Source organism: Saccharothrix obliqua (assembly GCF_019375475.1).
Lineage (GTDB): Bacteria > Actinomycetota > Actinomycetes > Mycobacteriales > Pseudonocardiaceae > Actinosynnema > Actinosynnema obliqua.
Genome location: NZ_JAHXGQ010000004.1, coordinates 268872 through 288578, shown reverse-complemented (window position 1 = coordinate 288578; position 19707 = coordinate 268872). Strand labels below are relative to the sequence as shown.

Sequence of the window (19707 nt, the reverse complement as noted above, 5' to 3'; positions counted from 1 at the left end):
GGTCGGCCGTTCCCGCGCGCCGGGTGGGGTCAGCCGAGGCCGCCGGGGCGGTCCAGCAGCTCGCGCAGCCCGTTGTCGATGAACCGCGTGTCGTCGTCGTTGATGCCGTTCCCGGAGAAGTGGCCCCACGTGCCGGGGATGACGCGCAGCTCGGCGTTGGGGATGTGGTTCACCGCCCACGCCTCGTCCTCCGGCGGGAAGTACAGGTCCTTCTCGCCGGGCATCACCAGGGCGGTGGCGCGGATGGAGTTCAGCGCCGCCACCGTGTCGCCGTCGAAGCCCGGGGTGAGGCCCACGTCGGCGTGGTGCCACGTCCAGATCATCGCGAGCAGGTTGTTCGGGTCGCGGTCGTCCAGGAAGAAGCCCTCCCAGAAGCCGACGAGGAAGTCCTCCAGCGACGTGTACCCGAGCTTCTCGTACTCCTTGTCCCAGTAGAACGCCTGGGAGAAACCCCAACCGGCGTACACGCGCGCGGCGGCGCGCAGGCCGACCACGGGCAGGCGGTCGCCGTACCAGCCGTTGGCGTACGCGGAATCCGCGGTGAGCGCGGCCTTCACGCCCTCCAGGAAGACCTTGTTGTGGTAGCTGGTCCGGGATGACCCGCAGAACGGGGCCATCCGCTCGACCATCTCCGGGTAGCTGACCGCCCACTGGTAGGTCTGCCCCGCGCCCATCGACCACCCGGTGACGAGCGCCAGCCGCTCGATGCCGAAATGCCGCGTGACGAGTTGGTGCTGCGCGCGGACCTGGTCGTAGAACGTGACACCGGGGAAACGCGGACCGGCGTACGCGCCCGTGGTGTTGCTCGGCGAACTCGACAAACCATTGCCGAGCATGTTCGGCACGATGATGAAGAACTTGTCGGGGTCGAGCGCCATACCGGGACCGATAAGCCACTCGTTGTCCACGTGCCGCCCGGAATACCACGTCGGGTACACGACGGCGTTGGACTTGTCGGAGTTCAGGGTGCCGTAAGTGGCGTAGGCGAGGTGCGCGCCGCGCAGGGTCGCGCCGTGCTGCAAGGTGAAGTCACCGAGGTCGTAGCGTTGGGTTTCGGTCACGGCTGGCCCTCCGGTCGGCAGGCTGGACGCGGGGCCGGTTGGACCCCGTCCCGGAATCTGCCTCATCGGCTGCTCAGCGGCCACACGACGGTGATCGACTCTGCGCTCCCGTACCACGATCGTGCGTTGTGGACCTACCGGTCGCGGCCGGAACGGCGGCGAGTGGCGCGCGTACCACTCGCCGCCGTCACCGGGTCATTCGCCGAAGCGGGCGGACATCCACTCCGCCACGGCGGTGCGGTAGTCGGCCGCGTTCGGTGCGTAGCCGAGCGTGTGGCCGGCGTTGGGCAGCAGGTACGCGTCGACCGGCGTGGTCGGCGCGAAGTACGGCCGTTCCGCGTCCAGCAGCCGAGCGCGGTCCGCGCACACCGCGGCGCAGAAGATGCGGTCCGCCGCGCCGTTCACCAGGAGCACCGGCACGTCGATCTGCCTGCTCAACGGGCTGACGAAAGCGAGCGGGAACAGGTCGGGGACGATCGTGGCGGGCACCTGGTCCTTGGTGTCCTCGTCGGCGTCGACGACCGCCGGGTCCACCACGCCGGGGTCGTGGAAGACGCGCCGCTGGCCCGCCGCCGTGGTGATGTAGCCCGGGTCGGTGCCCCGCCGCACGAGCGTCGGGTCCAGCGCGGCCGGGCGGATGCCCTGGGCGAAGATGCGGACGAACTCCACCATGTTCACCGCGTGCGAGTAGCCGGTGAGCACGACGCCGTCCACGTCGCGGTAGGTGGCGGCGGCCACCACCGCCAGCCCGGAGCCCATCGAGTGGCCGACCAGCACCACCCGCTCGAACCGCCGGCCGAGGACGTGGCCGGACCGCAGCTTGCCGACGAGCTGGTGCACCACCGACGCCTGGGCGACGCCGGTGACCAGGACGCTGAGCGGGTGGTCGCTGCGGCCGGAGCCGATGGCGTCGAACGCGAATGTCGCGATACCGCGCGTCGCCAGGTCGCGCTGGTAGGAGTACCGGTGGCCGTCGAACGGGAAGTCCCAGTACCGGCTGCTGTAGGTCGCGCCGTGGACGAGCAGCTGCACGGTGCCGGGTGTCGTGCCCGCCGGGCGGCAGAGCTGCCCGCGCACGGTCTGGGTGAGCAGGCCCACCGACACCGGCAGTTCGGCTTCCGAGCAGTCGACGGTCGCGGTGCGCGCACCGGCCGGTGTGGTGAGCGTGACGATGAGCAGAAGTGCCGCGGCCAGGGTGCGGGGTGATCGCACGGCGCATCCTCTCGGGGATCGGCATTTGCGGGGAGTCGGATGAGACGAGCAGGCTACAACCGTGACAGTTGTCGTCTCTTCCGGGTAATGCGTTCACCCGTCAGGGCCGTTACGGTGCCCGTTTGGAATAGTGTTCCGGCGAAAAGAACATTCATCGGCGATGAATGTTCCCGGGTCACCACCAGCCGAGCGGCACCGCCTGGTGGACAACCCGCGTGGCGTCGTGCACCGGACCGCCCACGTCGAACACCGCCACGCCGGCGAGCGCCGCCCGCGACCGCTCGTGGTGGTGGCGGCACAGCAGGAGGTCGACCGCGTGGTCCGCGCCGGGCGGCGTCACCAGCACGACGACCGACGGCTCGGCCGCGCAGCAGCACGCCCGTTCCGCCGACCACACCACCGGCGCCCAGTCGAACGCCGCGGTCCGCTCCGCCACCGCCCGCTTCAACCAGTACGTGTTGTTGTCCACGCCGGAGAGCCAAACACGGCCGCGCCCGGTGGCGGCAGGGACCAAAGTCCCTGCGCGCCAAGCGCTTCACCGTGTTCCGGCACGGTCGCTTCACCCGAACGTGCAAGCGTGTCCGGGATGTGGGAAGGCGGTTCCGGCGGGTCGGCGCGCCCTACGCTCGGGCTCGTGAGTTCCTCGAACGCCACCGCGCTGCCGTTGATCGACATCTCCCGGTTCCGCGACCCGGGCGCCGACCGGGGGGAATTCCTCGCCGGGCTGCGGCGCGCCGCGCACGAGGTGGGCTTCTTCTACGTCGTCGGGCACGGCGTGCCGGAGGAGCTGACCACCGGCATCTTCCGCGTGGCGCGGGAGTTCTTCAGCCTGCCCGAGGCCGACCGGCTGGCCGTGGAGAACGTCAACTCGCCCCAGTTCCGGGGTTACACGCGCACCGGCCACGAGTACACGGGTGGCGCGCCGGACTGGCGGGAGCAGCTCGACATCGGCCCGGAGCGGGCCGCGCTCGACCTCGCGCCCGGCGACCCGGCGTGGCTGCGGCTGATCGGGCCGAACCAGTGGCCCGCCGCGCTGCCGGAACTGCGTGCCACGACGCTCGCGTGGCAGGCCGAGGCGCTGCGGGTGAGCCGGGAGGTGCTGCGCGCGCTCGCGGCGGCGCTCGGGCAGGACGAGGGCTACTTCGACACGTGGTTCGACGAGGAGGCCGCGACCCACGTGAAGATCATCCGTTACCCGGGCCGCCCGGCGCCCGACGCCGACCAGGGCGTGGGCGCGCACAAGGACTACGGCTACCTGGCGTTGTTGCAGCAGGACGACGTCGGCGGGCTCCAGGTGCAGGCGGCCGACGGCGGCTGGCTGGACGCGGCCCCGGTGCCGGGCAGCTTCGTGTTCAACATCGGCGAGATGCTGGAGATCGCCACGCAGGGGTACCTGACGGCGACCAGGCACCGCGTGGTCAGCCCGCCCGCCGGCGTCGAGCGGTTCTCCGTGCCGTTCTTCCTCGGCCCGCGCCTGGACGCCGTGGTCGAGCCGCTGGTGCTGCCCGCCGACCTGGCGGCCGGTGCGCGTGGCGTGTCGCAGGAGGCGGACAACCCGCTGCTCGCCGCGTACGGGGAGAACGCGTTGGTCGGCTGGCTCCGCTCCCACCCGGCCGTGGCGCGGCGGTGGTGGGGCGACGTGGTGGCGGACCGCGGATGACCGGCTGGTCGTTCGAGACGCGCCAGGTCCACGCCGGCGCGCGGCCCGACCCGGTGACCGGCGCGCGGGCCACGCCGATCTACCAGACGACGTCGTTCGCCTTCGACAGCGCCGAGCACGCCGCCGAGGCGTTCGCGCTGCGCGACCTGGAATCCCACGCCTACACGCGGTTGTCGAACCCGACCACGCAGGTGGCGGAGGAGCGCATCGCCGACCTGGAGGGCGGGGTGGCGGCGGTCGCCGTCGCCAGCGGTCAGGCCGCGTCCACGCTGGCGTTGCTGAACCTCGCGCGTGCCGGCGATCACGTGGTGGCGTCGTCGGCGCTGTACGGCGGCACGTACAACCTGTTCGCGCACACCTTCCCCGACCTCGGGATCGAGGTGGGCTTCGTGCGCGACCCGGACGACCTCGGCGAGTGGCGTGCCGCGATCCGGCCCGGCACCAGAGCCCTGTACGCGGAGAGCATCGGCAACTCGCTCGGCAACGTGCTGGACGTGGCGGCGGTCGCGGACGTGGCGCACGACGCGGGCGTGCCGCTGGTCGTCGACAACACCGTGCCCACGCCGTACCTGTGCCGGCCGTTCGAGCACGGGGCCGACATCGTGGTGCACTCCACCACCAAGTTCCTGTCCGGCCACGGCACCGGCATCGGCGGGGTCGTGGTGGACGGCGGCCGGTTCGACTTCACCGCCGACCCCGCGCGCTGGCCGCGGTTCAACCAGCCCGACCCGAGCTACCGCGGCGTGGTGTTCGGGACGGATTTCGGCGACCTGGCGTACGCGTTGCGGCTGCGCGCGAAACTGGTCCGCGACCTCGGTCCGGCGGTGTCGCCGTTCACCAGCTTCCTGCTGCTCCAGGGGATCGAGACGCTGTCGCTGCGGATGACGCGGCACGTGGCCAACGCCGAGGCGGTCGCCGGGTGGCTCGCCACGCGGCCGGAGGTGTCCGGGGTCCACTACGCCGGGCTCGCCGGCAACCGCTGGCACGACGCGGCGAAGCGGTACCTGCCGCTCGGCGCGGGCGCGGTGGTGGCGTTCGAGCTGGCGGGCGGCGCGGCGGCGGGTCGGCGGCTGGTGGACCGGCTGGAGCTGTTCAGCCATCTGGCCAACATCGGCGACGTGCGCAGCCTGGTGATCCACCCGGCGTCCACCACGCACGCCCAGCTCTCGCCGGAGCAGCAGCGGGCGAGCGGCGTCACGCCCGGCCTGGTGCGGCTCTCGGTCGGCATCGAGGGCGTCGCCGACCTGGTCGCGGACCTGGACCGGGGACTGGCCGATGGGTGAGTTCGCGGGCCGCACCGGGACGATCCACTTCGGACGGTGGTCGCCGCCGGAACCCTCGGCGCTGGTGGTCTTCCTGCACGGCCTGGGCGAGCACATCGGCAGCTACGACGCGCTGGCCGCCGCGCTGGGCTCCGCCGGGTTCGCGTTCTGGGCGCACGACCACGCGGGTCACGGCCGGAGCGAGGGCGTGCGGGTGCTGGTCGACTCGGTGGACGACCTCGTCGCGGACGCCGCCACGTCGTTGCGCCTGGCCCGCGCGGAACACCCCGGCCTGCCGGTGGTGCTCGCGGGCCACTCGCTCGGCGCGACGGTGGCCGCCCTGCTCACCGCGGAACAACTCGTGGGCACCGCCGACGCGCCGGACGCGCTGGTGCTGAGCGGCGCGTCCCTGCTGCCCGGGTACTCGCCACTGGCCGCGTTGCTCGCGTCCGGTGTCGACCCGTGGGACCTGCGCAAGGACCCGGGCGAGCTGACCCGCCACCCCGCTCACGCCCAGCGGATCCGCGAGGACCCGCTGACCTGGCAGGGCGGCCTGCGGCGGGAAACGCTGCACGCGTTGACCGCGGCGGCGCCCCGGCTGCACGCCGCGGTGGGCGCGTTGCGCCTGCCGGTCCTGCTGCTGCACGGCGCGGAGGACGACATCGCGTCCGCCGAGCACGCCGTCCGCGCCGCCGAGGAGCTGCCGGACGGCCACGTCACCGTCTTCCCCGACGACCGCCACAACGTCCTGAACGAACTCGACCGCGACGACGTGCACCGGGTGTTCGCCGAGTTCGTCGCCGCGCACACGGGCTGACGCCCGCACCGAGGAGGACCATGCGACGCCTGGCCCGGATCCCGGCTGCCCTGATCGCGGCGGCCCTGTGCACCGCGGCGTGCGGCACGGGTGACGCCGTCGACCCCGGTCCGGTCGCGAGCGGCCAGGAGGCCACCCCGCCGGACGACCGGCTGGACCTGGACGCCACCGCGAACGTGCGGGCGGTGCTCGAACCCACCAGCCTGAACCTGTTCGGCACGGCCGGCGCCGCGCTCGACCAGGTGTTGCTGGACAACGTGTACGAGGGCCTGCTGTCGGTGGACCCCGACGACGGCGACCGGATCGTGCCGCGGCTCGCCGAGTCGCACACCGCGTCGCCGGACGGGCTCACGTACACCTTCCGCCTCGTCTCCGGCGCGCGGTTCCACGACGGCACTCCGCTCACGGCGGCGGACGTCGTGTGGTCGCTGGAGCAGCAGACCGCGCCCGGCTCGAAGGGCGTGTACGCGGCGGACTTCGACGCCATCGCGTCGGTCACCGCACCCGACCCGGCCACCGTCGTGGTGTCGTTGCGGCAGCGCGACACGTTCCTGCTGTGGAACCTCGCCCAGCGCGGTGGCGTCGTCTACCGGCGGGGCACGGACTTCGCGTCGCTGGACGGCGCGGCCAACGGCACCGGGCCGTTCACGCTCGCCGGGTGGAACCGCGGCGCCACCATCACGTTGCGCCGCAACCCCGACTACCGGGGCGCGCGGCCCAAGGTGGCGCAGGTGGTGTTCCACTACATCCCGGACCCCAACGCCGCCGACAACGCCCAGCGGACCGGGCAGACCGACGTGCAGACCGCGGCCGACCCGACGCTGCTGCGACCGTTCACCGGTGGCGGTTTCACCGTCCTGCGCGGCACCACCACCGACAAGTACACGCTGGCGTTCAACGCGACCCGCGCCCCGTTCGACGACCCGGACGTGCGGCGCGCGATCCGGCGGGCGATCGACAAGCGGGACGTCGTGGGCGCGGTCGGCGCGGGCACGCTGATCGGCAGCGCGGTCCCGCCGCAGGACCCCTGGTACGAGGACCTGACCGGGATCGACGCGCACGACCCGGGCGGCGCCCGGGAGTTGTTGGCGCGGGCCGGTTTCCCGGACGGGCTGGCCGTGACGCTCACCGTGCCGTCGATCTACCCGCGGTCGATCGGCGACGTCCTGGTGTCCAACCTGAAGGAAGCCGGGATCACGCTCACCGTGCGGCAGGTCGAGTTCCAGACGTGGCTGTCGCGGGTGTACCGGGACAAGGACTTCGAACTCAGCCTCGTGGACCACGCCGAACCGCGGGACCTGGTGAACTTCACCAAACCCGGTTACTACTTCGGCTACGCCGACGAGCAGGTGCGCGAGTGGTTCGCGGGTGCGCGGTCCGCCGCGAGCGACGCGGAGCGCGACGGGTTGCTGAAGAAGGTCGCGCGGCGGATCACCGAGGACGCCGCCGCGGACTGGCTGTTCCTCAACCAGACGCACACGGTGGTGCGCGAGGGCGTGTACGGCGTGCCGGTGGCGCAGACCAGCAACCGCTACGACCTGTCCGCGCTGGCGGTGGCCCGGTGACGTGGTACCTGGTGCGCCGCACCGGGTTGCTGGTGCTGTCGCTGGCGGCGGCCGGCGTGCTCGTCTTCACGTTGCTGCGCCTGCTGCCCGGCGACGTGGCCGCCACGATCGGCGGGTTGCGGGCGGAGCCGGAGCGGTTGGCGGCGATCCGCGCCGACCTGGGCCTGGACCGGCCCCTGGTCGAGCAGTACGCGTCGTGGCTGGCCGGGGTGGCGCGTGGCGACCTGGGTCGCTCGCAGCTCAACGGGTCGTCGGTCGGCGCGGAACTCGGGCGGAAGCTCCAGGTGACCGGACCGCTCGCGGCCGGAGGGGTGGTGGTGGCGCTCGTCGTGGCCGTGCCGCTCGGGACGTGGGCGGCGTTGCGGTCGCGGACGGCGGTCGGCACGGGCATCTCCGCGCTGGCGCAGGTGGGCGTCGCGGTGCCGACCCTGTGGCTCGGCCTCGTGCTGGTGCTGGTGTTCTCGGTGCGGCTGGGTTGGCTGCCCGCGCAGGGCTTCCCGGTCGACGGCTGGGCCGATCCCGGCGCGGCGGCGCGCGCGCTGGTGCTGCCGTGCGTCGCGCTCGGGCTCACCGAGGGGGCGGTGCTGCTGCGGTTCGTGCGGTCGGCGGTGGTCGGCGTGCTGCACGCCGACCACCTCCGCACCGCGCGGGCCACCGGGCTCACCAGGGGCCGGGCGTTGTGGCGGCACGGTTTCCGCAACGCCGCGCTGCCCGTGGTGTCCGTGCTGGGGCTGCAACTGGCGGCGCTGCTGGTCGGCGCGGTCGTGGTGGAGCGGGTGTTCGCCCTGCCCGGTGTGGGTTCGATGCTGGTGGCCGATGTCGGCAACCGCGACCTGGTCAAGGTGCAGGGCGAGGTGTTCCTGCTGGTGGCGGTGGTGCTGGTGATCGGTTTCCTGGTGGACGTGGCGCACCGGCTGATCGACCCGCGGCTGCGGGAGCCGCGGTGACGCGCGTGGTGCTGCGCCGCCCGGGCGGCGTGTTCGGGTTGGCCGTGCTGGGCCTGCTGGTGGTGGGCGGCGTGGTGTCGTACTGGTGGACGCCGTTCGACCCGCGGGCCGCCGACCCTGCGCGGGCGTGGCTGCCGCCGTTGCGGGAGGGGCACCTGCTGGGCACCGACCGCATCGGGCGCGACCAGTTCAGCCAACTGCTCGCGGGCGCGGGTGGCACGCTGGTCGCGGCGGTGGCGTCGGCGGCGGTCGCGGCCGTGGTGGGTGTCGCGCTCGCGTTGGCGGCGGTGCTCGCACCTCGCCCGTTGCGCGCGTCGGCGGTGGGGCTGATCGACGTCCTGGTGGCGTTCCCGACGCTGCTGCTCGCGATGGTGTTGTCGGCGGTGTACGGCAGTTCGCTCGCCACGGTGGTGGCGGCGATCGGCATCGGCTTCGGCGTCGGCGTGGCACGCGTGACGCGAGCGGAGCTGCTTTCCGTGCTGGGCAGCGATTACGTCCTGGCGGCACGGGCGTCCGGCGCGCGCACCGGGCGGATCGTCCGGCGGCACCTGCTGCCGAACGTCGCACCGACGCTGGTCGTGCAGCTGTCGCTGGTGATGGCGCTGGCGGTGCTGGCCGAAGCGGCGTTGACCTACCTCGGGTACGGCGCGTCGCCGTCCTCCCCGTCGTGGGGCGGGATGCTGCACGAGCAGCAGGCCCACCTCGCCGCCCGGCCGCTGCTGGTGATCTGGCCGGGTGTCGCCGTCGCGGTGACCGTGCTCGGCTGCAACCTGCTCGGCGACGCCCTGCGGGACGCCGGCGACCCCCGGGCGGTGGCGGCCCGGTGAGCCTGCTGGAGGTGGCCGGCCTGACCGTGCGGTCCGGTGACCGGGTGCTGCTGGACGGCCTGGACTTCGCGGTGGGCGCGGGCGAGCGGGTCGGGTTGGTCGGTGGCTCGGGGTCGGGCAAGTCGCTGACGGCCCTGGCGTTGCTGGGTCTGCTGCCCGCGGGGATGACGGTCGAGGGCGGCGTGCGGCTGGCCGGCGTGGACCTGCTCGGCCGTTCCGACCGGGAGCTGTCGGCGGTGCGTGGGTCGCGGATCGCGATGGTGTTCCAGGAACCACGCACCGCGCTCGACCCGTTGATGCGCGTGGGCAGGCAGATCGCGTGGCCGTTGCGCGCGCACCGGGGCATGTCGCGGAAGGCGGCGTCGGCCGGGGCGGTGGAGCTGGCGGCGAAGGTCGGGCTGCCCGATCCCGAGCGCGTGGTGCGGGCGTTCCCGCACCAGTTGTCCGGCGGGCAGCGGCAGCGGGTCGGCCTCGCCATCGCGCTGGCGTGCCGCCCGGCGTTGCTGGTGGCGGACGAGCCGACCACCGCGCTCGACACGACCGTGCAGGCGGGCGTGCTGCGGCTGCTGGCCGGACTCGTGGCCGAGGAGGGCATGGCGTTGCTGTTCATCACGCACGATTTGGCCGTGCTGGCGCACATGGTGCGGCGGGTGCTCGTGCTGGGTGGTGGGCGGCTGCTGGAGGGCGGCGCGCTGGCCGACGTGCTGCGTGCGCCCGCGCACCCGGTGACGCGGGAACTGCTGGCCCTGGCGCGTGCCGGGGCGTTCCGACGACGGGAGGTGGCGCCGTGACCCTGCTGGCGGCGACCGGGCTGCACCGGTCGTTCCGACTGCCGCGCCGACGGGTGTTCGAGCGCGCGCCGCGGCGGCACGCGGTGCGGGACGTGAGCCTGTCCCTGGCGGAGGGCGGTCGGTTGGGTGTGGTCGGCGAGTCCGGCTCCGGCAAGTCGACGCTGGTGCGCCTGCTGCTCGGGCTGGACCGGCCGGACGCGGGCGACGTCCGGTACCGGGGTCGCGTGGTCGCCGGTCGTGACCTGACGTGGTTCCGCCGCGAGGTGCAGGTGGTGCTCCAGGACCCGTACGGCTCGCTGAACCCGCGGCACGTGGTGCGGGAGATCGTGGCCGAGCCGTTGGCGTGCCTGGCGGTGCCCGGTGACCACGACCGGCGGGTGGCCGAGGTGCTGGCCGCGGTCGGCCTCGACCCGGACGTGGTCACCCGGTACCCGCACGAGTTCTCCGGCGGGCAGCGGCAGCGGATCGCGCTCGCCCGCGCGCTGGCCCCGAACCCGCGGGTGCTGGTGGCGGACGAGCCGTTCGCCGCGCTGGACGCCTCGGTGCGGGCGCGGGTGGTCGACCTGGTCGCCGGGCTGTGCGACCGGTTCGGGCTGTCGCTGGTGCTGGTGTCGCACGACATCGGCGTGGTGCGGCGGTTGTGCGACCGGCTGCTGGTGCTGGCGGACGGTGAGGTCGTCGAGAGCGGTCCGGCGGAGGAGGTCCTGCACGCGCCGCGCCACCCGCGCACGAGGGCGTTGGTGGACGCCGTGCCGCGGTTGCCGGAGGAGATCGGGTGAGCGGGTTCAAGCTGGGGTTCCGGTCACGCGGCGCGGTGGAGCCCCGCGTGCTGCTGGACGTCTTCGCCGCCGCCTACCGGCTGGGCTTCGACGGGGGTTGGGTGGACATGCCGCTGACCGCACCGCTGGTGTTCCTGGGCGCGGCGGCGGTCCGCGCGCCGGGGCTGCGGCTGGGCGCGGTGACCGGCGGACCGGACGCCGCGGTGCTGGAACTCGGCGTGGACGAGCCGGACGTGCTGCGGGACGTCCTGTTCGGCGGGGCGGACGGCACCGTCCTCGCGGGCAGGCTGTGGCGGTCCGCGCGGGACGTGGCGGAGGCGGAGCGGGCGGGCCGCACGGGCGACGGGCTGGTGGTCGGGCGGCGCGACCTGGCCGCCGCCTACGCCGCTGCCGCCGCGCGGCCCCGGTTCGCGGTGTCCGACCCGGCGCTGGCCGACCTGCTCACCGGGGACGGCTGGTTCCTGCCCGAGCTGGAGCCGTCCGACGTGGACGAGGCGGTGGCCGCGTTGAGCCGCGTGGTGGCGGAGGTCGCGCCTGCCCTGGGGTGGCGGCGGTGAGGTGGTGGCCGGGTGCGGGGGAGGCGCGCCTCTCGCCGGGGTGAGGTCGGTGGCGGAGGTCGTGCGTGCGCCGGGCGACAGGTGGACGCGGTCGGCTCCCGCCCACCACGATGAGGACGAGCCCCCGACGAAAGGGACGCCGTGGCCACCACACGCACCCAGCCGTTGCCGTCCGAGGCGTCCGTGGTGGTGGTCGGCGGCGGTGTGGTGGGGGTGAGTGCCGCGTTCCACCTCGCCGAGGCGGGTGTGCGGGACGTGGTGCTGGTGGAGCGGGCCGGGTTGGGGTCCGGCTCCACGTCCCGCGCGGCGGGCGGGGTGCGGGCGCAGTTCTCCGACGAGTTGAACGTCCTGCTCGGCGCGCGCAGCCTGGAGGCGTTCGCCCGGTTCGGGCAGCGACCCGGCCAGGAGATCGACCTGCACCGCGTCGGCTACCTCTTCCTGCTCACCGAGGCGGCCGACGTGGCGGCGTTCGAGCGGCACGTGGCGGTGCAGAACCGGCTGGGCGTGCCGAGCCGGATCGTGGACGGCCGCACCGCGCGGCGGCTGTCACCGCTGATCGCCGCGGACGACGTGCTCGCCGCCGCGTTCTCGCCGGACGACGGCCACTGCACGCCGGAGGCCGTGGTGCTCGGCTACGCGACGGCGGCGCGCCGGCTGGGCGCGACACTGCTCACGGGCACCTCCGTCGTCGGCCTGGACGTGGTGGGCGACGAGGTCCGCGCGGTGCGCACCGACCGGGGCGCCATCCGCACCGGGACCGTGGTGTGCGCGGCCGGGGCGTGGTCGCGGGAGGTCGGGGCGATGGCGGGAGTGGACCTGCCGGTGACGCCGCTGCGGCGGCAGATCCTGTTCACCGGGCCGGTGCCGGACCTGCCCGACCCGCTGCCGATGACCATCGACTTCTCGTCGTCGTTCTACTTCCACCGCGAGGGCCGCGGCCTGCTGCTCGGCATGTCGGACCCGGAGCAGGAGCCGGGTTTCCACCTCGCCTACTCGGACGAGTGGCTGCCCCGCCTGACGTCCGCCATCGCGCGGCGCGCGCCCCGCCTGCTGGACGTCGGCCTGCACAGCGGCTGGGCGGGCCTGTACGAGGTGACGCCCGACCACAACGCGCTCATCGGCCGCGCCTCGTCGCCGTCGAACTTCCTGTACGCCACCGGGTTCTCCGGCCACGGGTTCCTCCAGGCACCGGCGGTGGGCGAAGTGCTCCGCGACCTGCACCTGGGCGTGCCGCCGTTCCTGGACGTGGCGCCGCTGTCCGCCGACCGGTTCGCGGGCCGCGCGCCGACCCGCCCGGAAGCGCACGTCGTGTGACCACGTCACCCGGCGAGGTGGTCCAACGTCTCCGCCAACCCGCGCAACGCCGCCGCCGAGTCCTCCGACGCCTCGTGCGGCCCGTGCAGCCACACCGCGAACTCGGCCACGTCCACCAGGCTCCACCGCAACCGGTACAACGCCAGCGCGCCCGGGTCGGGCTCGTACCCGGTGACCTCCGCGTACCGGTCGAGCGGGCCCGAGACCACGGCCAGGTCGCGTTCCGGCACGGCGGTGCCGACGGTGTCCCAGTCGACCAGCCGCCACCCGGCGGCGCCACGCACCAGGTTGCCGGGGTGCGGCTCGCCGTGCGTGACCGCGGTCCGGGCGGGCAGCCGGGCGGCGAGCCGGTCGAACTCGGCCAGCCGCGCCCGCACGACGCCGCGCCGCGTGGACAGCAGCTCACGGGCGGGCGTGGCGAACGGGCCGCCCGACCACGGTTCCCGCAGCCGGTCCAGCAGGTCGACCAGCGCCGCCCGCCCCGGCACGTCGGGCGCGACCGCGGGCGCGGGCACGTCCGTCGCGTGCAGCTCGGCCAGCATCTCCAGCACCCGGTCGTGGTCCGCGCGGCCGAGCACCTGGCCGAACTCGCCCGGTTCGCCGTCGACCAGCGGGAACACCGTCAGCGCGTACCGCTCGTCCAACGGCACCGCGGTGTCCCCGGCCGGTGTGCGCACCGGCGGCACCACGAAGTCCAGTTCCCCGCCCAACGCGGCGGCGGCGTCCATCGCCGCCCGCAGCCCGCGCAGCGCGGCCACCGGTCCGTCACCGCAGTGCGGCTTGTGCGCCAGGTCCGACACGGTGGCGAACCAGCGCCCGTCCACGCGCCAGTGGTGGTCGCCGAACCCGACCGGCGCGTGCGTCAGCGACCGCGCCCGGATGCCGAACGCGGCCAGCGCCCCGGCCACCCGGTCGTCCGGGAGATCGTGGGGTCGGTCCCGCATCACAACCAGTCCCGGCGCTTGAACAACAAGTACAGGGAAGCGGACGCGACCAGCATGAGCGCGGCGGACAGCCAGAAACCCCATGTCTCGCCGGTGCCGGGGAACGGCACGTTCTGCCCGTAGAACCCGGTGATCGCGGTCGGCACGGCGACGATCGCCGCCCACCCGGTCACCTTCTTCATGACCAGGTTGAGCCGGTTGCCCTGGAGGCTGAGCTGCGTCTCGCGGATCGTGGCGACCACCTCGCGCAGCGACTCCGTCCACTCGCCCGCCCGCAGCACGTGGTCGTAGACGTCCTGGTAGTACGGCATCAGCGGGGCGTCCACGATGTCCTGGTCACGCCGCATCAGGCCGCTGACCACCTCCCTCATGGGCAGCACCACGCGCCGCAGCGTCACCAGCGACCGGCGCAGCGCCAGGCTCCGCCGCTGCACGGCCACGGTGTCCGGCTGGTCGGCGAAGACCATGTCCTCCAACGACTCGATCTGCTCGTCCAACGCCTGCACGGCCTCGAAGTGGCTGTCCACCACGCAGTCCAGCAGCCCGTGCGCGAGGTAGCCGACACCGCTGCGCGCGAGCGTCGGCGACTCCTCCCACCGGTCCACGACCAGGCCCATGTCGAACCGGTCGTCGGTGCGGACGGTCACCAGCGCGTGCCGCGTGACGAACGCCGACAGCTCGGCCGTGACCAGCGCGCCCTGCTCGTCCAGGCGCGTCGCGTAGGCGGTGAGGAAGCAGTGGGTCTCGTACTGGTGCAGCTTCGGTCGCTCGTGCGGGTGCAGGGCGTCCTCGACGGCCAGCGCGTGCAGGCCCAGCTCGGCGGCGAGCGCGGGCAGCTCGTCCGTGGACGGCCCGCACAGGTCGACCCACAGCGTGACGCCGTCCCCGCGCAGCCGTTCGGGCACCTCCGCGACGGGGAAGTCCTCGGCGACGAGTTCGCCGTGCCGGTACTCGCGGGTCCGTGGCATCGACCCAGCCTAGATCAACCTCCCAGGAGCAGGTCCCGCACCGCGCGCCGGGGTGTCGGCGGCACCGGCGAGCCGTAGCCGACGCGCAGCAGCGCCTGCGGCACGACCGACCCGCCGAGCAGGCGGCGCAACTCGTCACGCACCTGCCGCACCTCGATCGGCTGGGACATGAAGGACGCCGACAGCCCGAGCGAGGTGGCGGTCAGCAGCAGCCGCTGCAACGCCTGCCCGGCCTGGACCTCCGCGAGCGGACCGGCGTAGAAGGAGCACAGCACCACCACCAGCGGGTCGGGCTCGTAGTCCTTGCCCGGCGGGCGTGGCGCGCCGTGGAAATCACGCAGCGCCCACTCGTCCTGCGGCGCGGGCAGCACGCCGGCCGATTCGGCGGGCACGCCACCGTTCGGGGCGCGGTGCGTGGTCCACGCGGTCAGCTCGGCCCGGACCGCGGGGTCCTCGGTCTGCACCCGGTGCGCCTTGGTCACCAGCCGCCGCACCTGGTAGCGCTCGTCGGCGTCGGCGACGACGTGCAGCCACGACCGCTCCCGCTCGACCGCGCGCACCAGCGCCCGCCGGTGCGCCACCGGCACCGGCACGTCCCGGAACGGCCGCCGGTTGGACCGCCGCGCGGGCACGGCCGCGAGCAGTTCTCGCGTCTCCTCGTCCGCCGGGTACCGGCCGCCCCGGCGCACCTCCGCGAGGGCCGCGCCGGGCAGCAGCGACACCAGCGGTCGGATGCCACGTGCCTGGAGCGCCAGCCGCAGGTTGAACAACGCCGCCCCGCACGCCAACCGCGCCTCCCGGCCGTCCGGGTCGGTCGCGGGCAGGTGGCGGTCCGGGTCCGGGTGCAGCTCGATCCGGTCCGGCGCCACCCGGAAGCGCCACGGTTGCGCGTTGTGCAGGGACGGGGCCAGGGACGCGGTCGCGAGCACCTCGGCGACCTCGTCGCCCGTCAACCCCAGTGCTTCCACGTGGATCACCTCGCTCCCGCCACCCACTATCCGCCGGAGCGCCGGGCGGGCACACGGTCGAAGGTCCCTGGTCGGCCCGGGACCGCCGGACTTGGTGCCGCCGGACCGGGCGTGACACGCTGCGTCCGTGGTCGGAGCCGAGGACGTGCCGCACCGTCTGCTGAGCGGGCTGCGGCTGGACGAACTGCTGGACGAGATGCGTGAGCGGCTGGCCGAGATCTCGTCCACGCGGGACAAGACGCAGCGCCTGCTGGACGCGGTGCTGGCCGTCGGCGCGGGGTTGGAGCTGGACTCCACGTTGCAGCGGATCGTGCAGGTCGCGACGGAGCTGGTCGGCGCGCGGTACGGCGCGCTGGGCGTGCTGGGTCCGCGTGAGGGCCTGTCGGAGTTCGTCTACGTGGGCATCGACCCGGAGACCCGGTCGCACATGGGGCACCTGCCGGAGGGCAAGGGCCTGCTGGGCCTGCTGATCGAGGACCCGCGGGCGATCCGGCTGCACGACCTGGCGACGCACCCCGCGTCGGTGGGCTTCCCGCCGAACCACCCGCCGATGCACAGCTTCCTGGGTGTGCCGGTGCGGGTGCGGGACGAGGTGTTCGGCAACCTCTACATGACGGAGAAGATCGAGGGCGCGGATTTCACGGCCGACGACGAGGTGGTGTTGTCGGCGTTGGCGGCGGCGGCCGGTGTGGCGATCGAGAACGCCCGGCTGTTCGAGCAGTCGCGGATGCGGGAGCGGTGGCTGGAGGCGGCGGCGGAGATCAACGCCGCCCTGCTGGGCGGCGCGTCGGCCGAGGACGCGCTGCACCTGATCGCGCAGCGGACCCGCGAGCTGTCGGTGTCGGCGGCGGCGTTGATCGTGCTGGTCGAGGACGACGGGCGGTTGCGCATCGCGTCCGGCGCGGGTGCGTCGGTGGAGAGCCTGGTGGGCACCGTGCTGCCGGGCAGCGGGACGTTCACGCAGGAGGTCTTGGAGTCCGGCACGCCGGTCCTGGTCGACGACCTGGAGCGGCGGCTCGGCGACTCGGCGGCTCCGGCGGGACCGGGCGTCGCGGTGCCGCTGCGGTCGGGCGCCGCCATGACCGGCGTCCTGCTGTCGGTCCGGGAGAAGGGCAGCGCCCAGTTCGGCGCCGACCAGGTGCCGCTGCTGGCGTCGTTCGCCGACCAGGCGGCGGTGGCGCTGGAGTTCGCCGAGAACCAGCGGGCGCGTCGGCTGGTCGCCGTGCTGGAGGACCGCGACCGCATCGCGCGCGACCTGCACGACCACGTGATCCAGCGGCTGTTCGCCACCGGCATGAGCCTCCAGGGCGCGTTGGCGTCCATCGGGCAGCCGCTGGTCCGGGAGCGGGTGGAGAAGGCGGTTTCCCAGCTCGACGAGACGGTGCTGGAGATCAGGACGTCGATCTTCGACCTCCAGGCGTCCGAGGACACCCCGGGCCTGCGCCGCCGGCTGCTCGACCTGATCAGCGAGCTGACCGACCACACCGCGCTCCGGCCGTCCGTGCGGATGACCGGGACGGTGGACAGCTCGGTGCCCGACGACGTGGCCGAGGACGCCGAGGCGGTGGTCCGCGAGGCGGTCAGCAACGCCGTCCGCCACGCCCGCGCGACGGAGCTGACGGTGACGGTGGAGGCGGGCGACCACCTGACCGTGACCGTCGCGGACAACGGGGTCGGGATGCCCGCGCAGGTGGCGCGCAGCGGGTTGCACAACCTGGAGCGGCGGGCCGCCGGGCTGGGTGGCGCGCTGGCCGTGACGGCGGAACCCGGGGGCGGCACCCGGTTGACGTGGAGCGTGCCGTTGGGGTGAGGCCGGTGCCTGGGGAGGGGGTGCCTGGGTGTCGTGGTGCGTGCCGTTGGGGTGAGGCCGGTGCCTGGCGAGGGGGTGCCCGATTGTCGTGGTGCGTGCCGCTGGGGCGAGGCCGGTGCCTGGCGAGGGGGTGCCCGGTTGTCGTGGTGCGTGCCGCGGGTTCGCGGGTTCGGCGTCCCGGCCGTACCGGTCGCCGCGGGGTCAGCCGTCCTCGCGGGGGACGGCCGGTTTGCGCAGGCGGGTCGCCAGCACCGCCGCCTGGGTGCGGCGTTCCAGGCCCAGCTTGGCCAGCAGGTGCGAGACGTAGTTCTTCACCGTCTTCTCGGCCAGGAACATCGCCTCGGCGATCTGCCGGTTGGTCAACCCGTGCCCGATGTGCTCCAGCACGACGCGCTCCTGCTCGGTCAGCATCCGCACCGGGTCGCCCTCCTCGCGCTCCCGGCGGATGCGGTTGAGCAGGGCCGACGTCGAGCGCGCGTCCAGCAGGGACTCGCCGGACGCCACCGTGCGGACGGCGGACACCAGGTCGTTGCCCACGATGCGCTTGAGCACGAAGCCGGACGCGCCCGCCATGATCGCGTCGAACAACGCCTCGTCGTCGGTGAACGACGTCAGCATCAGGCACTTCAGCTCGGGCAACCGGGACCGCAGCTCGCGGCACAGCTCGATGCCGTTCCCGTCCGGCAGGCGGACGTCCAGCACGGCGACCTCCGCGCCGCTGGTCGGGACGCGTGCCAGCGCCTCGGCGACCGAACCCGCCTCACCGACGACCTCCAGGTCCGCCGAGCTGTTCAGGAGTTCCCGAACACCCACCCGGACCACCTCGTGGTCGTCCACCAGGAACACCTTCGCGCTCACCGCACCCCCTAGCCGTCCCGCCGTCGATCCTGACCCTCGCCCACGCGCACCGCCACCGAACAGGGTCGAAGGTCCCGCGTGCCCTCCGCGTCGTCGTCCCTGCGCAGCGCCCTGAAGGCGAACGCCGCCGCACCCGCGACCAGCAGCAGGCCGGACAACGCCATGACCAGCATCTGCGTCCCGTGCACACCGTAGTACCAGTTCATGTCACTCCTCTCGCGCTCCTTTCATTACGCCATTCGGGTGCAGGTCGCGCAGTGGTCGAAGGGCCCCTCCCGACCGGGACCTTGGACCGCGTCCACCACCCGCCCCGCTGCCTAGCGTCGGGGTCGTCGCCGCGCGGGTTCGGCGCACTTCGGAAAGGATTGACCCATGAGCGTTCCGATCGTGGTCGGTGTGGACGGTTCGACGTCGGCGTTGTCGGCGGTGCGGTGGGCGGCGGCGGAGGCCGCCCGGCACCACGTCGCGCTCAAGCTGGTGCACGCGTACCTGGTGCCGGGTCGGGGCTACCCGGAGGTCGTGCTCACCGCCAACGAGGTGCGGCAGGCGCTGGAGGAGCAGGGCAGGCAGTGGCTGGCCGACGCGGAGGCGGTGGTGCGCGCGGCCGAACCCGACGTCGAGGTCGGCGTCGAGCTGGCGCACTCCGGCGCGGCGGGCGCGATGGTGTGGGAGTCCAAGCGCGCCCGGCTGGTGGTGCTCGGCTCGCGCGGGCTCGGCGGGTTCACGGGTGTCCTGGTCGGGTCGGTCGCGGTGGCCGTCGCGGCGCACGGGGAGTGCCCGGTCGTGGTGGTCCGGGAGGAGCTGCCGGAGGGCGGTCCGGTGGTGGTCGGCGTGGACGGCTCGCCGACCAGCGAGCAGGCCGTGGCGTTCGCGTTCGAGGCGGCGTCGATGCGCGACGCGCCGCTGGTCGCGCTGCTCGCCGGCAACGACTTCCCGCTGGTGTTCGGCGGCCCCGTGCCGGTGGACTGGGACCAGGTCGAGGAGCAGGAGCGGCTGGAGCTGGCGGAACGGCTCGCCGGGTGGCAGGAGAAGTACCCGGACGTCCGGGTGGAGCGCAAGGTGGTCCGCGACCGCCCGGCACGCGCGTTGCTGGAGCTGGCGGCCACGGCGCAGCTGCTGGTGGTCGGCAGCCGGGGCCGCGGTGGGTTCAAGGGGATGCTGCTCGGCTCGACCAGCCAGACCCTGGTCTACCACGCGCCGTGCCCGCTGGCCGTGGTCCGCTCGCACCCGACCGCCTGAGCACGCACGGCCTGGGCATACAGCCTGGGCACGCACCGCCTGAGCACACCGCTCGGGCACACACCGCTCGGGCACACACCGCCCGGGCACACAGCGACCGAGCACACCACCGACTGAGCACACCACCG

The 19707-nt window shown here is 73.9% G+C and carries 20 protein-coding genes; 12 read left to right on the top strand and 8 right to left on the bottom strand.

Going from position 1 to position 19707, the window contains the following annotated elements:
- Window positions 1–29: 29 nt before the first annotated feature.
- The 3 genes from KZQ38_RS14720 to KZQ38_RS14710 all read right to left on the bottom strand — a co-directional run bounded on the left by KZQ38_RS14720 (window position 30) and on the right by KZQ38_RS14710 (window position 2742).
- On the bottom strand, window positions 30–1061 hold the full coding sequence (locus KZQ38_RS14720; protein WP_308258405.1) for an alpha/beta fold hydrolase: 1032 nt from the start codon (window positions 1059–1061) through the stop codon (window positions 30–32).
- A 195-nt stretch (window positions 1062–1256) separates the two neighbouring features.
- Window positions 1257–2273: an alpha/beta hydrolase gene (locus tag KZQ38_RS14715; protein WP_219442333.1), complete on the bottom strand. Its 1017-nt coding sequence runs from the start codon at window positions 2271–2273 to the stop codon at window positions 1257–1259.
- 175 nt (window positions 2274–2448) lie between these two features.
- Window positions 2449–2742, bottom strand: a complete 294-nt coding sequence (locus tag KZQ38_RS14710; protein WP_219442331.1) for a hypothetical protein — start codon at window positions 2740–2742, stop codon at window positions 2449–2451.
- Window positions 2743–2859: 117 nt separating this feature from the next.
- Between KZQ38_RS14710 and KZQ38_RS14705 the strand changes: the two genes are divergently transcribed.
- From KZQ38_RS14705 to KZQ38_RS14660, 10 genes are all read left to right on the top strand, one after another.
- Window positions 2860–3933, top strand: a complete 1074-nt coding sequence (locus KZQ38_RS14705; protein ID WP_219442986.1) for an isopenicillin N synthase family dioxygenase — start codon at window positions 2860–2862, stop codon at window positions 3931–3933.
- The gene (locus KZQ38_RS14700) at window positions 3930–5216 is read left to right on the top strand and encodes an O-acetylhomoserine aminocarboxypropyltransferase/cysteine synthase family protein (RefSeq protein WP_219442330.1); all 1287 of its coding nucleotides are present in this window, start codon (window positions 3930–3932) and stop codon (window positions 5214–5216) included. Before KZQ38_RS14705 ends, KZQ38_RS14700 begins: the two co-directional genes overlap by 4 nt.
- Window positions 5209–6012, top strand: a complete 804-nt coding sequence (locus tag KZQ38_RS14695) for an alpha/beta fold hydrolase (RefSeq protein ID WP_219442328.1) — start codon at window positions 5209–5211, stop codon at window positions 6010–6012. Before KZQ38_RS14700 ends, KZQ38_RS14695 begins: the two co-directional genes overlap by 8 nt.
- Before the next feature lie 20 nt (window positions 6013–6032).
- The gene (locus KZQ38_RS14690; RefSeq protein WP_219442326.1) at window positions 6033–7577 is read left to right on the top strand and encodes an ABC transporter substrate-binding protein; all 1545 of its coding nucleotides are present in this window, start codon (window positions 6033–6035) and stop codon (window positions 7575–7577) included.
- On the top strand, window positions 7574–8524 hold the full coding sequence (locus tag KZQ38_RS14685; RefSeq protein WP_219442324.1) for an ABC transporter permease: 951 nt from the start codon (window positions 7574–7576) through the stop codon (window positions 8522–8524). The genes KZQ38_RS14690 and KZQ38_RS14685 overlap by 4 nt, the downstream gene beginning before the upstream one ends.
- Window positions 8521–9351 (top strand): ABC transporter permease, encoded by an 831-nt coding sequence (locus tag KZQ38_RS14680; RefSeq protein WP_219442322.1) that lies wholly within the window; start codon window positions 8521–8523, stop codon window positions 9349–9351. Before KZQ38_RS14685 ends, KZQ38_RS14680 begins: the two co-directional genes overlap by 4 nt.
- Complete coding sequence (locus tag KZQ38_RS14675) at window positions 9348–10142, top strand: ATP-binding cassette domain-containing protein (protein WP_219442320.1); 795 nt, start codon at window positions 9348–9350, stop codon at window positions 10140–10142. The genes KZQ38_RS14680 and KZQ38_RS14675 overlap by 4 nt, the downstream gene beginning before the upstream one ends.
- A gap of 2 nt (window positions 10143–10144) precedes the next feature.
- Window positions 10145–10921: an ABC transporter ATP-binding protein gene (locus tag KZQ38_RS14670; protein ID WP_372452248.1), complete on the top strand. Its 777-nt coding sequence runs from the start codon at window positions 10145–10147 to the stop codon at window positions 10919–10921.
- Complete coding sequence (locus KZQ38_RS14665) at window positions 10918–11478, top strand: hypothetical protein (protein ID WP_219442317.1); 561 nt, start codon at window positions 10918–10920, stop codon at window positions 11476–11478. The genes KZQ38_RS14670 and KZQ38_RS14665 overlap by 4 nt, the downstream gene beginning before the upstream one ends.
- A 141-nt stretch (window positions 11479–11619) precedes the next feature.
- Window positions 11620–12792: an NAD(P)/FAD-dependent oxidoreductase gene (locus tag KZQ38_RS14660; protein ID WP_219442315.1), complete on the top strand. Its 1173-nt coding sequence runs from the start codon at window positions 11620–11622 to the stop codon at window positions 12790–12792.
- 5 nt (window positions 12793–12797) lie between these two features.
- On the opposite strand, the gene KZQ38_RS14655 is transcribed toward KZQ38_RS14660, so the two are convergent.
- From KZQ38_RS14655 to KZQ38_RS14645, 3 genes are read right to left on the bottom strand one after another with little or no spacing between them, the layout of a single operon-like run.
- On the bottom strand, window positions 12798–13736 hold the full coding sequence (locus tag KZQ38_RS14655) for a phosphotransferase family protein (protein WP_257901421.1): 939 nt from the start codon (window positions 13734–13736) through the stop codon (window positions 12798–12800).
- Window positions 13736–14704, bottom strand: coding sequence for a magnesium transporter CorA family protein (locus KZQ38_RS14650; RefSeq protein ID WP_219442314.1), 969 nt, complete (start codon window positions 14702–14704; stop codon window positions 13736–13738). Before KZQ38_RS14650 ends, KZQ38_RS14655 begins: the two co-directional genes overlap by 1 nt.
- 14 nt (window positions 14705–14718) lie before the next feature.
- A complete protein-coding gene (locus KZQ38_RS14645; protein ID WP_308258404.1) occupies window positions 14719–15672 on the bottom strand; it encodes an Acg family FMN-binding oxidoreductase in 954 nt (317 codons plus the stop codon).
- Between the two features lie 127 nt (window positions 15673–15799).
- Here KZQ38_RS14645 and KZQ38_RS14640 point away from each other — a divergent pair, with 127 nt between their 5' ends.
- Entirely contained in the window at window positions 15800–17482 is a 1683-nt protein-coding gene (locus tag KZQ38_RS14640) for a sensor histidine kinase (protein ID WP_308258403.1), read from the top strand.
- 201 nt (window positions 17483–17683) lie between these two features.
- Here the strand turns inward: KZQ38_RS14640 and KZQ38_RS14635 are convergent, their stop codons facing one another.
- A complete protein-coding gene (locus tag KZQ38_RS14635) occupies window positions 17684–18340 on the bottom strand; it encodes a response regulator transcription factor (protein WP_219442312.1) in 657 nt (218 codons plus the stop codon).
- An 8-nt stretch (window positions 18341–18348) separates the two neighbouring features.
- Complete coding sequence (locus KZQ38_RS14630) at window positions 18349–18546, bottom strand: hypothetical protein (protein WP_219442310.1); 198 nt, start codon at window positions 18544–18546, stop codon at window positions 18349–18351.
- 166 nt (window positions 18547–18712) lie between these two features.
- Between KZQ38_RS14630 and KZQ38_RS14625 the strand changes: the two genes are divergently transcribed.
- Complete coding sequence (locus KZQ38_RS14625) at window positions 18713–19579, top strand: universal stress protein (RefSeq protein ID WP_219442308.1); 867 nt, start codon at window positions 18713–18715, stop codon at window positions 19577–19579.
- Window positions 19580–19707: the final 128 nt, after the last annotated feature.